At 69.0% G+C, this 16,005-nt stretch carries 6 protein-coding genes; 4 read left to right on the top strand and 2 right to left on the bottom strand.

Going from position 1 to position 16,005, the window contains the following annotated elements; translation table 11 throughout:
• Positions 1–24: 24 nt before the first annotated feature.
• Complete coding sequence (locus BDK89_RS01350; RefSeq protein ID WP_208293917.1) at positions 25–2,445, top strand: xanthine dehydrogenase family protein molybdopterin-binding subunit; 2,421 nt, start codon at positions 25–27, stop codon at positions 2,443–2,445.
• Between the two features lie 134 nt (positions 2,446–2,579).
• On the opposite strand, the gene BDK89_RS01345 is transcribed toward BDK89_RS01350, so the two are convergent.
• A complete protein-coding gene (locus BDK89_RS01345) occupies positions 2,580–3,179 on the bottom strand; it encodes a hypothetical protein (protein ID WP_133867242.1) in 600 nt (199 codons plus the stop codon).
• Positions 3,180–3,322: 143 nt separating this feature from the next.
• On the opposite strand from BDK89_RS01345, the gene BDK89_RS01340 reads away from it, so the two are divergent.
• From BDK89_RS01340 to BDK89_RS01330, 3 genes are all read left to right on the top strand, one after another.
• Complete coding sequence (locus BDK89_RS01340) at positions 3,323–4,549, top strand: CaiB/BaiF CoA transferase family protein (RefSeq protein ID WP_133867241.1); 1,227 nt, start codon at positions 3,323–3,325, stop codon at positions 4,547–4,549.
• 41 nt (positions 4,550–4,590) lie between these two features.
• Positions 4,591–5,478 (top strand): non-homologous end-joining DNA ligase, encoded by an 888-nt coding sequence (gene ligD / locus BDK89_RS01335; protein WP_133867240.1) that lies wholly within the window; start codon positions 4,591–4,593, stop codon positions 5,476–5,478.
• 74 nt (positions 5,479–5,552) lie between these two features.
• Entirely contained in the window at positions 5,553–6,704 is a 1,152-nt protein-coding gene (locus BDK89_RS01330; RefSeq protein WP_133867239.1) for an aminotransferase class V-fold PLP-dependent enzyme, read from the top strand.
• Positions 6,705–6,792: 88 nt separating this feature from the next.
• Here the strand turns inward: BDK89_RS01330 and BDK89_RS01325 are convergent, their stop codons facing one another.
• A complete protein-coding gene (locus BDK89_RS01325) occupies positions 6,793–15,879 on the bottom strand; it encodes a prealbumin-like fold domain-containing protein (RefSeq protein WP_133867238.1) in 9,087 nt (3,028 codons plus the stop codon).
• Between the last annotated feature and the right edge of the window lie 126 nt (positions 15,880–16,005).

Raw genomic sequence — 16,005 nt, 5'->3', positions numbered from 1 at the left:
GACGGGACCGTAGAGTCGGGGGAGATGAGTGCGACACTCGAACCCTCCCCCATCCAGCGGCCCGACGGGCTGCGCGGCTCGATCCTCGGGAACCGGGTGTCACGCACCGAAGACCCCGAGCTGCTCACCGGCGCCGGCAAGTACATCGCCGACCTCGACCTCGGCGAGGGCGCGTTGCACGCCGTGTTCGTCCGTTCCGACATCGCCCACGGCATCATCAACTCGATCGACGTCGACGAGGCCCGTTCGATGCCGGGCGTCGTCGCCGTCTGGACCGCCGACGAACTCGACGTCGCCCCGCACCACGGCTTCGCCCCGATCGACCCGGCGTTCGCCCGTCCGCCGCTCGCCACCGATCGGGTCCGGTTCGTCGGCGAGGCCGTCGCCGTGGTCTTCGCCGAAACTGCTGCGCAGGGCGCCGACGCCGCCGATGCGGTGTGGGCCGACATCGAGCCGATCGACGCCGTCACCGATGCCGAAGCGGCGCTCGCTCCGGACGCACCGCTGCTCCGCCCTGAGCGGGGCGACAACATCGCGGTCGCCGACGCGCCCGACTCACCGGTCGACCTCGACGCGATCTCCGACGTCGTGGTCCGCGGGCGCTTCGTGAACCAGCGGGTCGCCGTCGCCCCGATGGAACCCCACGGCGTCGCAGCCGCCCCGGCCGACGACGATCGCATCACGGTCTGGACCGCGAACCAGTTCCCGCACTACGTCCACGCTGCGATGGCCTCCGCCACCGGCATCGACCGCTCGCAGCTCCACATCGTCACGCCGCGGGTCGGCGGCGGCTTCGGCGGCAAGGCCGGCATGCAGCACGAGTACACCGTGGTCGTCGTGGCCGCCCAGCGGCTGGGCCGACCCGTCCGCTGGATCCCGACCCGAACCGAGGACATGCAGGCGAAAGACCACAGCCGCTCGCAGGTCCAGTACGCCGAGCTGGGCTGCACCACCGACGGCGCGTTCACCGGGCTGCGCGTCCGGCTCGTCGGCGACGCGGGCGCCTACCCCGGCATCGGCGCCGCCTTGCCCGGCGGCACGCGCCGGATGAGCCACGGCACGTACGCCTTCCCCCAGATCGACTTCGACGTCGCGGTCGCCACCACCAACACACCGCCGACCGGCGCCTACCGCGGTGCCGGCCGACCCGAGGCGACGGCACTGCTCGAGCGGCTCGTCGACCAGGCGGCCCACCAGCTCGGCATCGACCCGATCGAACTGCGCGAGAAGAACCTGCTGACCGACGACGTCTTCCCGTTCCAGACCCTCACCGGGCCCGAATACGACACGGGTTCGTACCGGATGCCACTGCGTGAGGCCGCTCGCCTCATCGGCTACGACCGGCTCCGCGCCGAGCAGCAGCGACGACGCGAGGCCGGCGACACGGTGCAGCTCGGGATCGGCGTCGCGACCTATGTCGAGATCACCGGCGGCGGTGGCGGCGACGAGTTCGGCAAGCTCGAGGTGCACCCCGACGGCACCGCAACGGTGTCGTGCGGCACCCTGTCGCACGGGCAGGGTCATCAGACCACCTTCGCCATGATCGTGAGCGCACAGACGGGTATCCCGGTCGACCGCATCCGGCTCGTCGATGGTGACACCGACCTCGTGCCCAAGGGTGGCGGCACCGGCGGATCCCGCTCGGTGCAGTACGGCGGCTCGGCGGTCAACGAGGCGACCAAGCTCGTGGTCGAACGAGCGAAGCAGCTCGCCGCCCGCGTGCTCGAAGCCGACGAGGCAGACATCGTGGTCGACGCCGACGCCGGCACCATCGGCGTGGCCGGCGTGCCCGCCGCCGCACTGTCGTGGGCCGACCTGGCCACCAAGTCGGAGGAGCTCGTCGACGCTCCGCTCGCGGCCGACACCATCTACGCCCCGGACGGCGCGTCGTTCCCGTTCGGCGCCCACATCAGCGCCGTCGAGGTCGACACCGAGACGGGGCGCGCCCGCGTGCGTCGGCACGTCGCGGTCGACGACGCCGGCACGGTCATCAACAAGCTGTTGCTCGAGGGGCAGCAGCACGGTGGCATTGCGTCCGGCCTGTCACAGGTGCTGTACGAAGAGGTCCGCTACGACGACCTCGGCAATCCGATCACGTCGAACTTCGCCGATTACGGCCTGCCGTCGGCGGCCGAGATGCCGAACTTCGACGTGTACTCGACCGAGACGCCGTCCGACCGCAACGTGCTCGGCGCCAAGGGCATCGGCGAGGCGTCGACCATCGGCTCCACGCCGGCGATCCAGAACGCGATCATCGATGCCGTGTCACACCTCGGCGTGCGCCACATCGATCTTCCGTGCACCGCCGAGCGCGTGTGGAAGGCGATCGCCGACGCACAGTCGGGTGGCGGCGACCCGTGGCGCGAGCCGCCGGCCGTCTTCGCGACCCTGCCGAAGGGCCGCAAGGTCGACGATGCCGCCGCCGAAGCCGCCGACGGCATCTGACGAGAAGGGGTCAGGCACCTTCCGGTCCGAAAAGGATCATGGAGATGACACGCGCCCGAACGGAAGGTGCCTGACCCCTTCTGGTCTGGAGATGACACGCGCCCGAACGGAAGGTGCCTGACCCCTTCTGGTCGCTACGTCGTGATGGTGATGACGTCGATCACCGGGGTGTGGGGGTCGAACCGACGGAGGGCTTCTCCGGCCGCCTTGACGATCGACGGGAGTCGCGGCTCGTCGGCCGGCGCGCGGACCTCGAGGCGGAGACGGTGGGGTTCGCGACGGACGGCGAAGCTGATCGGTGGATCGTCGACGTCGACGTCGTCGGGGATGACGACGGCCGACATCAGCAGCTCGCGACGAATCGCCGCCACGTGGGCGTCGCCCGACCGAGCTGCTCGCTCGCACGTGCCGATGAGGTCGCTCGGGGCGAGGTGGGTACCGGGTCCGAACGACACGGCGTCACGTGGGTCGCCGGCCACGACGACCGGCACCCGGTAGCGGGCAGCGCACAGTGCACCGCGCTCGTCGGCGGCGAGCGGTCCGCCCTGTCGACCGACCACGGCCACGTCGATGTCGCCCCCGTCGAGCGGGCACACGCCCGACGGTTCGAGGCCCTTGCAGGGGGCGGACGGATCGACGGGCGTGCAGCCCTCGATCGTGTGTCCGTGTTCGCGCAGCTCCCGTCCGGCCGCCGCGGCGGCCTGGGTCTGTCCTTCGACCAGCAGCACCTTCATGTGACCCTCCTCACGGTGTCGCCCTGCCGCCGGGAACCCCACCGGCCGGATCGTTCCAGGTTCGTCGGTCGCGTGACGCGACGGCAGGGTCTTTGGTCCCGTTGCACTCGTAGGCGGACGGCCGCGTCGGGCACGATGGGACGATGACCGCACCTCTCGACGGGATCCGCGTCCTCGACTTCACCAGGGTCTTGTCCGGCCCGCACTGCACCCGGATGCTGTCCGACCTCGGTGCCGAGGTGATCAAGGTCGAGCCGCCCGACGGCGACATCACCCGGTTCACCTCGCCGCGGCGCAACTCGATGCCGAGCTACTACGCGCAGCAGAACGCCGGAAAGCGGTCGATCAGCCTCAACCTGGCGAGCGACGAGGGGTCGGCGATCGCGTTGCGTCTCGCCGAGCAGGCCGACGTGATCGTCGAGAACTTCCGGCCGGGAGTGATGGAGAAGTTCGGGCTGTCGTACGAGGCGGTCTCGGCCGCCAACCCGCGGATCGTCTACGCCTCGATCACCGGCTACGGGGCGACCGGGCCGTGGAAGAACCGACGTGCCTATGCGCCGGTCGTGCAGGCCGAGACCGGGCTGACGAAGTCGCAGGGCGACCACGGTCGCGACGGCGTGTACCGCACCGACCGCCACAGCCATGCCGACGTGTACACCTCGCTCGACGCCGCGGCCGGCGTGCTCGCCGCGCTGTACCAGCGTGAGCGCACCGGCCGCGGACAGTGGATCGACATCGCGATGGCCCAGGTCATGCTGTACGTGAACGAGCACGTGCACGACGAGTTGTACGACGGCGATGTCGACCCCGACTGGGTGCGTAGCTTCGGCAACGAGTCGCAACCCGTCGTCACCCTCGCCGACGGCACCGGGATGGCGATCGCCGGCAACCCGGCGTCGAAGGGCACGTTCGAGATGTACATGCGGGCGATCGAACGCACCGATCTCATCGACGACCCACGCTTCGCCACCGTGGCCGGACGGCTCGAGCACCTCGACGTCGTGCTCGGCGCGATCGCCGAGTTCGCGGCGACGGTGCCGAACACGGCCGAACTCGAACGGATCCTGGCCGAGCACCGGTTGGCGAGCGGAACGATCCGTTCGGTGCGCGAGGTCTGCGACTCCGAGTGGGCCCGGGAGCGCAACGCCGTGGCGGAGATCGACGACCGAGGCGGCGGCACGTACCGGGTCCCGAACGCGCCCTGGAAGTTCTCCGACGCGCCCGATGTCGGGGTGAGTGGGTCGCCGCGCTACCGCGGTGAGGACAACGCCGAGGTGCTGCGCGACGTGCTCGGGATGAGCGACGACGAGATCGCGACGCTGGTCGACACCGAGGTCTTGTCGCAGCACCTTCCACGCCGACGGCACTGAGCCACTGGCGGACCACCGAGCGATCCGACACACTGAGACGCATGGGACTCGAGTTCCCGGTGGGGCCGATGAAGGCGACGCTCGGTCGGCTACCAGCGGACGACGACGCGTGGGCGTACGAGGTGAAGTGGGACGGCTACCGCACGATCGTGCACGTCGACGGCGGCACGGTGCGGGTTCAGTCGGTGAGCGGCCGCGACGTCACCGACGAGTACGGCGAACTCGCCGGTCTGGCCGACGCGGTGCACGCCGACCGAGCGGTGCTCGACGGCGAGCTGGTCGTTCTCGACGACGACGGGATGCCCCGCTTCGAGCTGATGCAGCGCCACGCGCGTGAGGTCGTGTTCCAGGCGTTCGACGTACTGCACCTCGGCGGGCACGACACCATCGAGCTCCCGTACGAAGACCGGCGACGGCTGCTCGAACAGGCGGTGGAGCCGGGCGCCAACTGGACGGTTCCGGCGCACCGCATCGGTGGCGGCCAGGAACTGTTCGACGCCACCGAGTCGCAAGGGCTCGAGGGCATCATGGCCAAGCGGCTCGGCAGCACGTACCAGCCGTGCAAGCGGTCGCCGAACTGGCGCAAGATCAAGCATCGCCGAAAGGTCGACGTGGTGATCGGCGGGTTCACCGAGGGCGGCGGCAACCGATCGTCGACGTTCGGTGCGCTGCTCGTCGGCCGCTGGGACGGCGACCGGTTGGTGTTCGCCGGCGGGGTCGGCACCGGCTTCGATCAGACGACCCTGGCTGCGATGACACCGCGCCTGCGCGACCTCGAGCAGACGGCCTGTCCGTTCGACCCGTTGCCGCCGGTGTCGTACCGTCGCGGCGCTCACTGGATCGAGCCAGTACTCACCGCAACGATCGAGATCACCGAGTTCACGAACGACGGCCACGTCCGCCACGCCACCTTCCTCGAACTCACCTGACGAATGGGGTCGGATACGTTTCGTCGCTCCCGACGAAACGTATCCGACCCCATTCGTCGTGGCAGGGTGGGGGGATGCAGGAGCTGGTGGAGGAGGCGGTGACGCTCGATGCGGGCGACCCGTTGGCGGGATGGCGCGAGGAGTTCGTGATCGCCGACCCCGAGTTGGCGTACCTCGACGGCAACTCGCTCGGCATGCCGACGAAGCGGGCGTTCGAACGCGTCGAACAGGTGATGCGCGACGACTGGGCGGCGGGGCTCATCCGGAGCTGGGACCACTGGCTCGACTGGCCGCAGGCGGTCGGGGCCGAACTCGCACCGCTGATCGGTGCCGAACCGCACGAGGTGGTCGTGCACGACTCGACGTCGGTGAACCTGTTCCAGCTGATCACGGCGGCGGTCGGTCTGCGTCCTGATCGTCGGGTGATCGCCGTCGACCCGGCCGACTTCCCCACCGATCGGTACATCGTCGAGTCGATCGCTGCCGCCCGCGACCTGGAGGTCCGCGCCGGATTCGACCAGCTCGACGACGTGGCCGTGGCCGTACGGTCGATGGTCGACTACCGCTCCGCCGAGATCGTCGACGTGGCCACCGAAGCCGCCCGTGCCCGCGAGGCGGGCGCCGTGGTCGTGTGGGACCTGTCGCACGCTGCCGGCCTGCTGCCCGTGCGGGTGCACGAGGTGGGGATCGATCTCGCCGTCGGCTGCACCTACAAGTTCCTGAACGGCGGACCGGGCGCTCCTGCGTTCACCTTCGTGCGAGCCGACCTGATCGAGCAGCTCGACGAGCCGTTCCACGGTTGGTTCGCCCAGACCGACCAGTTCGCCATGGGCGACACCTTCACACCGCGTGCCGACATCGGGCGGTTCCGCATCGGCACCCCGTCGATCCTGAGCCTCGTGGCGGCGCAGGCGGGTATCGAGGTCAGCGCGGCGGCGGGTATCGAGGCGATCCGAGCGAAATCGGTCGAGCTCGGACGGTTCGGCCTCCGATGCTGCGACGCCCTCGGGCTCTCGACGTCGACCCCGCGGGACGACGATCGGCGCGGCGGCCACCTGTGCGTGCACGAACCCGACGCTCGACGGATCGTCGCCGAGATGACCGAGCACGACCGCGTCCTGGCCGACTTCCGCGAACCCGACGTGGTGCGACTCGGTTGCTCGCCGCTGACGACCCGGTTCGCCGACGTCGCACGGGCGACGATCGCCGTCGCCAACCGCCGCTGACGCTCACTGCGAAGCGGATCGGAACGCGAAACGGCCGGAGCGGGCGACATGCCCACCCCGGCCGTTCCGGCTCAACTGATCAGGTGGATCAGATCGTCGTCGTCACCCCATCGGGGCGACGACGGCGGGCGGCCGCCAGGCCCAGCGCACCGAGCAGCAGGAGCACCATGGCAGTCTTGACGACCGGCTCGGTGGAGTTGCTACCCGTTGCGGGGATGGTCGGCGTCGGGACGACGCTCGTCGGCGGGATCTGCGCCACGATCACGACGGACGCATCGTCGCTGTTGTTGTCGAGGTTCGGGTCGGGCGTCGACGCCTCGACCGTGCCCACGTTCTCGACGATGCCACCCTCGTCGTTCGCCGGCACGGACACCGTGATGGTGATCGTGCCACTGGCGCCGACGGCCATCTGAGGCCGGGTGCAGGTGACGTCGTTCCCGCTGCGGCTGCAGTCGAAGAACGACGAGCTCACGGCCGTGACCGTGACGTCGGTCGGGACGAGGTCGCCGACGACCACGTCGATGGCGGGTGCCGGGCCGAGGTTCTCGACGTCGAGGACCCAGTTGAACTCGCCGCCGGCACCGACGGTGGCGACGGAGGCGGTCTTCACGATCGCCAGGTCGGCCTGTGCCGTCATCGGCGTCGTCTCGTCGTCGTCGTCGGTGACCTGGTTACAGGCCGGGACGAACGCCTCGGAGAGGTCGGCGCCGCTGGTGGGCTCGGGGCACTCGCGATCGACGGCACCCTGCACGACGGCAGTGTTGTCGATCTCGGTGCCCGTGGCGTCGGCGTTGACCGACACCACGACGGTGATGTCGGGCGTCGACGCACCTGGGGCCAGCGACGGTGCGTAGGTGCACTCGATCGGGTCGGCGTTGTTGCAGGTCCAGCCGGCACCGCCGCTGACCGACACCAGCGAGAGCTGGGCGGGCAGATCGTCGGTGACGACCAGGCCGGGCAGGATCGACGACGTGCCGATGTTGGTCACCTCGAGGGTGTACTCGAACGACTCACCGGGCAGGACCGAGTCGCCGGCGGCGACATCGTCGGTCTTCACGATCTGGATCGCACCTTCGCGATCGACCGGGGTGGGTTCGCAGTCGATGTTGTTGTTCGAGGCGGCCTCTTCGCACGGCGGCGGCTCGCAGTCGCCGATCGGCTCACAGACCGGGTCGTCCTCGGTGGTGACCGTCGCCTCGTTGACGTAGGTGCCCGATGCGGCGTCGGCCGGGGCGCTCACGGTGGCGGTGATGACGACGGGGTCGGCACCGACGGTCATGAGGGCCGGGTCGATGTCGCAGGTCAGCGTCTGACCCGCCTGCACGCAGTCGTCGGGGAACGAGACCCACTGCAGCGGGAGCGGCAGTTCGTCGACGACGGTGACGGGCTCACCGAGGTCTGCGTCGCGGGTACCGACGTTCTGGACGGTGATGGTGTAGTCGAACGGAGCACCTCCGGCGATGACGGTCACGCCGTCGTCGTTCTTGGTGATCTCCAGGTCGACCGGCTCGTCGTCGTTGGTGATCGTGCAGGTTGCGTTGTCACCGTCGGCGAGTGTCACGGTGCCGGTGCCGGTGCCGGCGTCGCAGAGGAACAGGCTCGGCAGATAGCCCTCGACCAGCTGGTCTTCGGAGAGGGTGTAGCTGCCGGCCGGAACCGCCGAGGAGACGGCGTCGGTGCCCGAGATGCCGGTCAGGGTGACCGGACCGTCGGCGGTGAGCGGGAAGTCGGCGACCGTGGCGTTGCCACCGTCGTCGTTCACGACCACCTTGACGAGGGTGAGCGTGGCGAAGCCGGCGCATGCGTCGGTCGTCTGGGGTTCTCCACCGTCGATGGCGATGCTCATCTCGTTCAGGAAGCCGGTGCCGCCGTCGTCCTCACGCACACAGTCGCCGTCCGTGTCGGGACCCACCTCGATGGTCACGTCGACCGTGACGACGTAGGTGTGGGTTGCCCCGGCAGCGATCGCCTCACCGGTCACGATGACCGGATCGGTGTCGCCGTCGAAGGCGGCGTTGGTGGTGATGGTGCCCGGCGTCGTGTTGGCGACGGCCGCCGAGTCGGCGACGATCGAGACGCCTTCACCGAACAGGAAGGTGTCAGACAGGTCGTAGGTGCCGGCGCCTGCGTCGGCGGCGTTCTCGACGGTCAGCGTGTAGCCGATCGACCAGGTGCCGTCGTCGTTGCGCACCGGATCACCGGTGAGGACCTTGTCGTACGAGACGTCGGACTGCGCCGTGTTGGTGACCGTGCAGGCCACCTCGACGCCGTCGTTGCCGAGCGGGGCGACGAAGCTCACGGTCTGGTCGTCGACGCTGTCGCCGATCGAGCAGGTGAGGACGCCGTTGTCGTACGTGGTGCTGTTGTCGCCGGGCAGGACCTCGGCGACGGTGTACGTCTCACCGGGGACCAGACCGGTCCAGGTGACGGTGTCATTGCCGTCGCCGGTTCCGCTCGCCGTCTGCGAGCCGGCCGGTGTGGCGTCGGGCGACAGGGTGAACTCGAACGCCCATGCCTGGGCGTCGTCGAGGCCACCGTCGACCGTCTTCGTCACCGACACCTCCGACGGGATCGCCGTGTTCGTGATGTCACAGCTGATCTCGACGCCGTCGCCACCGAGCGGGGCGACGAAGGTGACGCTCTGCGGAGCGTCGTCGGTGTCGACCACGCCGGTGCAGACGAGCTCGCCGGCCAGGTAGCCGACACCAGGCGCCGTCTCGGCGACGGTGTAGGTGCCACCCGGGGTGAGCCCGCTCCAGTCGACCGTGTCGGTCGAGGTGACGGAGCCGGTGTCGGAGACCGTGGTGTCGGCGCTGTCGAGCGTGGGCTCGGCGGCGCCGGCGGACACGGCCGTGATCGAGAAGTCGAACGACCAGGCCTGCGTGTCGGCCACGCCGGAGACGGTCTTGGCGACCGAGACGTCGGCGGGGATGGCCACGTTGGTGATGTCGCAGGAGAACACGCCTCCGGCGACGGCCGTGAACTGGAAGCCCGCGTCGGCGCTGCCGTCGACGAGGTCGACCGGGTTGTTCGGGTCGTTCGGGTCGATCAGGGTGCAGGCGAACTCGGCGCCGGTCTCGTAACCGGGGACCTCGTTCTCCACGATGGTGTAGGTCTGACCCTCGACCAGCTCCGTCCACTGAGCGACCGGATCGGCCGAGTCGACGTCCTGGGCGGCGTCACCGGTGAAGGTGCCGCCGGAGAGGGTGAAGGTGAACGGACCCCATGCGCCTTCGACACCGCTCACGGCCTTGGTGGCGGTGAGACCGGCCGGGTTGGCCGTGTTGACGAAGGTGCAGGTCACGGTGGTGCCCGGATCGGGGTCGATCACGACGCCTGCGCCGGCGAAGGTGTCGCCGTTGGTGCAGGACGAGGCGGCGATGTCGAGCGTCCAGCCCGGCGTCGGTGTCTCGTTCACCGTGTAGGTCGAACCGGCCTCGGCATTCAGGAGGTCGGACGTGAAGGTGTTCGACAGCGTGCCGTCGGCGTCGTCGTCGAGCGTGAACGCTCCGAGGTCGCCGGTGAAGGCGAAGTCGGCAGCCGAGTCGGGCTGGGCGTCCTTGACGACGACGATCGTCGAGCGCTCGGTGTTGGTGAACGTGCAGGTCACGGTCTCACCGTTGTCGAGGTCGATCGATCCGGTCAGCGGCGTGGTGTCGCCCCCGGTCGAGGTGTCGTCCGCATCGGCCGACGAGCAGACGACTTCGGTGCCGTCGTACTCGGGGGTCGGGTCGGTTTCGACGATGCTGTACGGCTCGCCGTCCTTCGGCACGAGCACGTCGGTGAACGTGACCGAGCCGTTCAGGCCGTCGGTGAGGATCGAGAAGGCGGTCGGGTCGGTGGCGGCGGGGTCGGTGACGATCCCGTCGGCCGACCAGTCGCCGGCGAAATCGAACTCGCCGTCGGTGGTGCCGTCGATGCTCTTGACGATGACGATGTTGCCGCGCTGGGCGCTGTTCTCGAACTCACACGAGATCGTGGCGTCGGCCAGGTTGGCGGCGTCGATCTCGGCAGCGGTCACGGTCAGTTCCGACGAGAGGCCGTCGGGAGCGACGGTGCCGTTGCCCGTGCCGACGCAGGTGAAGCCGGTCGGGTCGTAGACGCCCACGTTGGTGCCGTCGGGGTCGATGATCTCGCTGACGGTCAGCGTCTCACCGGCGTAGACGGTCGTCGCCACGACCTCGGTGCTGTCGCCGTCACCGCCGGGGGCGAGGGCGTCGACGGGGGCGGCGTTCGAGGTGGAGTCGACGGTCAGTTCGACCGCGTCGTCCTCGACGGAGCCGAGCCACGTCTTCTGCAGTTCGAAGTCGGCGCGCTTGCGGGTGTTGGTGTACTCGCAGCTGACCGGGCCGACCAGGTCGGCGGTGATGTCGAGGGTGGCGGTCAGCGCACCGTCGACGTAGGTCACCTGGGTGTCGAGCAACGCTCCCTGGCCGTCGAGGCACTCGAAGTCGGTGTCGTAGTTGGCGGCGTCGCCACCGATGAACACCTCGGCGAGCGTGAGCGTCTCGCCGACGAGACCACGAGCGACGGCGTCGGCGTCGTTGGCGTCGTCGCCGTCGTTGCTGTTGGTCGCCTCGGGTGCGGTGACCGTCGCCTCGATGAGACCGCCGCTGATCGACAGATCGACGGCGTCACCGTTGTCCGGGCTGTCAGCCCAGTCCTTGCCGAGCGTCAGGTTGACACCGCGGCGGGTGTTGGTGAAGTCACAGGTGATCGTCGTGCCGGCTTCGTCGGCGTCGACGGTCACGGTGCCGCTGCGGCCGTCGACCGAGGTCTCGTCGTCACAGACGAGGGTCGTGTCGTAGCGGGGCGCGTCCTGCGGGTCGGTGAGGGTGATGATCTCACTGACGTCCACGACCTCGCCGACCCAGACCGGCAGCTGCGCCACGTTGGGGTCGTTGAAGTTGCCGTCGATGGCAGTGGAGTCACCGGTGCCCGGGCTGGCCGGGTCGATGCCGGCGATGGTGATACCGGCGACGTCGCCGGCCTTGCCGTTCACCCACGACTTGTCGACGACGAGGGCGGCCGACTTGCGCTGGTTGGTGAACTCGCAGGTGATGGCCGTGGGATCGGACGGAACCGTGATCGAACCGGTCGTCTCCTGGCCGACCGTGGCGAAACCGCCGATCACGAACTGACCGACCGTGTCGTTGCACTCGAGCGTGATGTCGTACCACGAGGCGTCGTACTCGGCGCCGAGCAATTCCTCGAGGGTGAGCGTCTCGCCGGCGTAGGCCGTGCTCGTCGCGTCCTGGTCGGCGTCGAGCCCACCGTCGTTGGAGTGGACGCCGGGCGTGACGGTGCCGAGGCCGCCGGTGATGTCGAGGAGGGCGACGTCATCGTCGACGGGGCTGGTTCCCCAGCTCTTGGTGAGCGTGATCGGTGCTTCCTTGCGGGTGTTGACGAAGGTGCACGTGATGAGCGAGTCGCTGTCGAGCGTCGACGGGACGACGAAGTCGCCACTCACGCCGTCGTTGTCGGCGGGCGTGATGCCGTTGTCGCAAGCGAGCGTGCTCGTGTAGTTCTCGAGCCCGGCCGGGCCGGTGGCGGTCTCCTCGAGAGCGACGGGGTCGCCGACGAGGATCGTCACCGGGGTGCTGGTCTCGTCGGCGGCGGCGTCGGGGTCGACGTCGTCGCCGTCGCCGACATCGGTCAGGACCTCGACGTCGTTGAGGGTCACGCTGAACGTGCCGTCGTCGCCGTCGGGGCGGACGTCCTTGGCGACCTGGACCTCGACGCTGCGGCGGGTGTTCTCCCAGGTGCAGGTGATCGAGGTGTCGTCGGGATCGATGTCGAGACCGTCCGACGGGTCGGTGTCGGTGGCACCGACACACACCAGTTCGGTGTCGTAGGCGGCCGGATCACCGGTGTCCCAGGTCTCGGCCAGGGTCAGGGTTTCACCGGCGTAGACGGTGAAGGTGCCGGACGTGTCGGTCTCGGTCGCCGTGTCGGCGGTCGAGGCGTACTCGATCGGCGTCGTATCGCTGCCGGTGGCCGACAGCGTGACGGCGTCGTCGATCTTCGCGTCGACCCAGTCCTTCTCGAGCACGAGGTCGACCTCGATGCGGGTGTTCGTGAACGAGCAGACGATCTGCGTGCCCGCTGCGACGTCGTCCGGCGTGATGTCGAGGGTGTAGCCGTACGGTTCGGCGTCGGTCGGTGTGATGGTGCCCGTCTCGCCCACGCAGTCGAAGGTGGTCGTGTAGTTGTCTCCGGCTTCGAGCGGCTGGAAGGCCTCGAGCATCGTCACCGTCTGGCCAGCCACGACCGGCACGAACGCCGAGTTGTCGTCGGTGTTGTCGGGGCCGAGGAACTCGGGCTCATCCGCGGCGACGGACGCGGCGTTGTCGGGACCGTCGCCCGACCCGTTGCTGGCGGCGAGGAGCACGCTGTCGCCGACGTTGCTGTTGTCGTCCCAGATCTTCTGGAGCACGACCCCTGCGGTCTTCGGCGTGTTGACGAAGGTGCAGGTGACGTCACCCGGGTCGTTGCCGACCGTCAGCGTGGCGCTGCGGTTGCCGACGGCCGGGGTGAGGACCATGCCGGCGGGCAGGGTGCCACAGCTCAGCGTGGTCGTGTACGCGTCGCCGTTCGCGGCGACCTGGAAGGTCTCGGACAGGGTGATCGTCTGTCCGGAGTAGACCGTCATCGTGTTGGTGCCGGCAGCTCCGGCGGGCGACGTGGCGGTCGTGTCGATCGCCGCAGCGATCGGAGCCGGGCCGGCAGCGGAGGCGTCGAGGTCGACGACCTCGCCGTCGAGGGTGCCGTCGCCCCACTGCTTCTGGAGCGTGAACGTCGCCTGGTTGCGGCTGTTCGTGAAGGTACAGCTGACGGCCTCGCCCGAGCCGAGCTCGATGTCGGCGCCGTCGCCGTTCTGGACCGAGTCGCCGGTCGGGTCGGTGCAGTCGACCGACTCGAGCGTGTAGCCCGGCGTCGCCGCGGTGTTTTCGGTGACGGTGTAGGAGCCCGGCATCACCGGGTTCGAGGTGAGGGCGTCGCCGTTGTCGGTGACGCCGGCCGTCGTGGTGATGTCACCGGTGACGGCGCCTTCGAAGCTGAAGGTGGCGTCCTGGTCGGTGGCGATGTCGGTCGTGCCGGGGTCGACGACCTGCTTGTCGATCGAGATCGAACCCTGCTGCTGGTTGTTGAAGGTGCAGGTGACCACCTCGCCGGCTGCGACGCCGACCGACACGGAGTTGCCGCCGATGATCGGCTCGTCACCCGAGCCGCAGTCGACCGAGGTGAGGACCCAGTCGGGGTCGGCGAGGATGTTCACGCCGGTGAGGTCTTCGGTGATGGTGTAGTCGCCGGGGGCGATGTCGCCCGTGTTGTCCGAACCACCATTGCCGACGCCGTCGAGGGCCACGGTGTCGGGGCCGACCACGTCGAAGTCGAACGTGTCGCCGGTGTCGGGATCGGTGACCTTCTCGACGACGATGCGCGACGCCTGCTCGTTGGTGAAGGTGCAGACGATGTCGTCGTCGGACCCGTCGACGACGACCGTCGCCGTCCGAGCGTCGAGGTCGTAGACCGGCGAGGTCGCGCCGTCGCCATCGGTGCAGCTGATGTCGGTGAGCGTCCAGTCGGGATCGAGGTCACCGCCGTCGAGGGCGTTGATGTCGTCTTCGGTGATGACGTAGGTGCCGGGGTCGGGCACGGTCTGGAAGACCGAGTCGCCGTTGATGACGACGGGCAGGTCGGCGGCGACACCGTTGTCGATGTCGAAGGTGAACGTCGTGCCGTCGTCGGGCGTGCCGACCTTCTGGATCGTGATACCCAGGGCATCGTTGACGATCGTGCAGCTCGCCGGGAGCACGTCGCGGTTGGCGAACGTCTCGGGCGGGATCAGGAACGTCGGGTCGGTCTCGGGGAACAGGATCGCCGTCGAGTTGTTGAGCCAGGTCGCTCCCTCGGCGGGCGTGGGCTGGCCGGGGTTGAAGGGATCGAAGTACGAGCACTCGATCGACTGGAGCTCCCACCCGTCGGGCAGGCTCACCTCGTCGAGGGTGTAGTCGGGCTGGGCGAGCACGCTCATCCACTGGTGGGTCTCGCCGAGGTCGATGTCGGCGTCGATCTCACTGAGATCGCCGTCGGGCTCGCCGAGCCCTGCTGGCGTCGACGTCAGCGTCGGGATCGCATCGTGGACGTCCGCTCCATCGATCTGCTCGAGGACGTAGTGGAACGGCGTCGCCGAGGTGGCGTCGCCGTCGGCGGCGAGCTTGGTGATGTCGATGTTGCCGCAGTTCGAGATCTGCAGGGGGTCGACGTCGAGGATGTCCTTCACCTGCGAGTTGAGCGAACCGCCGGTCGGGGTCGCCGCCTGGCCGGAGACGGTGATGGTGCGGCACTCGGAGTCCTCGTTCGGGCTGCCGGGTGCGCCGGTGCCGTCGGACGGGATCCCGACCGACGTGAGGTTGAGGGCGACCTCGCCGACCGTGCGGTCGGTGTTGAGGAACTGCTGGAACTGCGTGTTGGTGATCGTCGAGTTCAGCGTCCACTCGCCGTCGCCGAAGTCGTAGAGGCGGCCGGCGCCGGTGCTGCCGCCCTGGAAGTCGAAGATGACGAGGTAGTCGTCGGTCGAGCCGGTCGCCGTGCCGTTGACGAGGTAGGGCGGCAGGCCGTCACCACCCTCGATGAAGATGGTGAGGTTGAAGGTGCCGCTGGCCCCGGGGTTACAGGTTTCGAACGCGACGTAGAGGATGTTGTTGATCTGCGAGCCACCGCCGCCCGAGGGGACGGCGACGGCCTCGGCGCCGAGGCGGATGGCGAGGAGGTCGGTCTTCTTGTTCGGTTCACCGGTCACTTCGGGCCACACCGGACCCTCACCGACCTCGATACCGCCCGACGCGATGTTGTCGTTGGAGTCGTTGCACGGGTCGGGCGTGCGGTTGTTGTAGTAGACGCCGGTCGTCGGGTAGCCGTCGACGGTGACGCCGGGACCGTAGGTACCGGTCCAGTCACCGGACCCGGGTGGCGCCGAGTCGGGCGCCGGGGTTCCGGTCGGTGTGAGGTTGCCGTCGATCTGGAACGACGTCGTCGGGAAGAACGTCCCGTTCGTCGCTTCGGCAACCGGTGCATTCTCCGCAAAGGTCAGTGCAGTGCCCAGTGTGATCACCAGTGCTGCTGAGATCACGACCCGCAACCAGGTCGTGACGGAATCCGTCCGCTCCATTTTTCTTGCTCCTCTATCCGCCAGATGAGCCTGAGGGTGGTTCCCTACGCCACCCCCTGTGGCCTGATCGTGCACCGGCGGGGCGCTCGATCTGTTCCCAGTGTCCCGCTCGGATCGGGACCGTGT

The organism is Ilumatobacter fluminis, assembly GCF_004364865.1.
GTDB lineage: Bacteria > Actinomycetota > Acidimicrobiia > Acidimicrobiales > Ilumatobacteraceae > Ilumatobacter > Ilumatobacter fluminis.
This window is presented reverse-complemented; position numbering and strand designations above follow the sequence as displayed.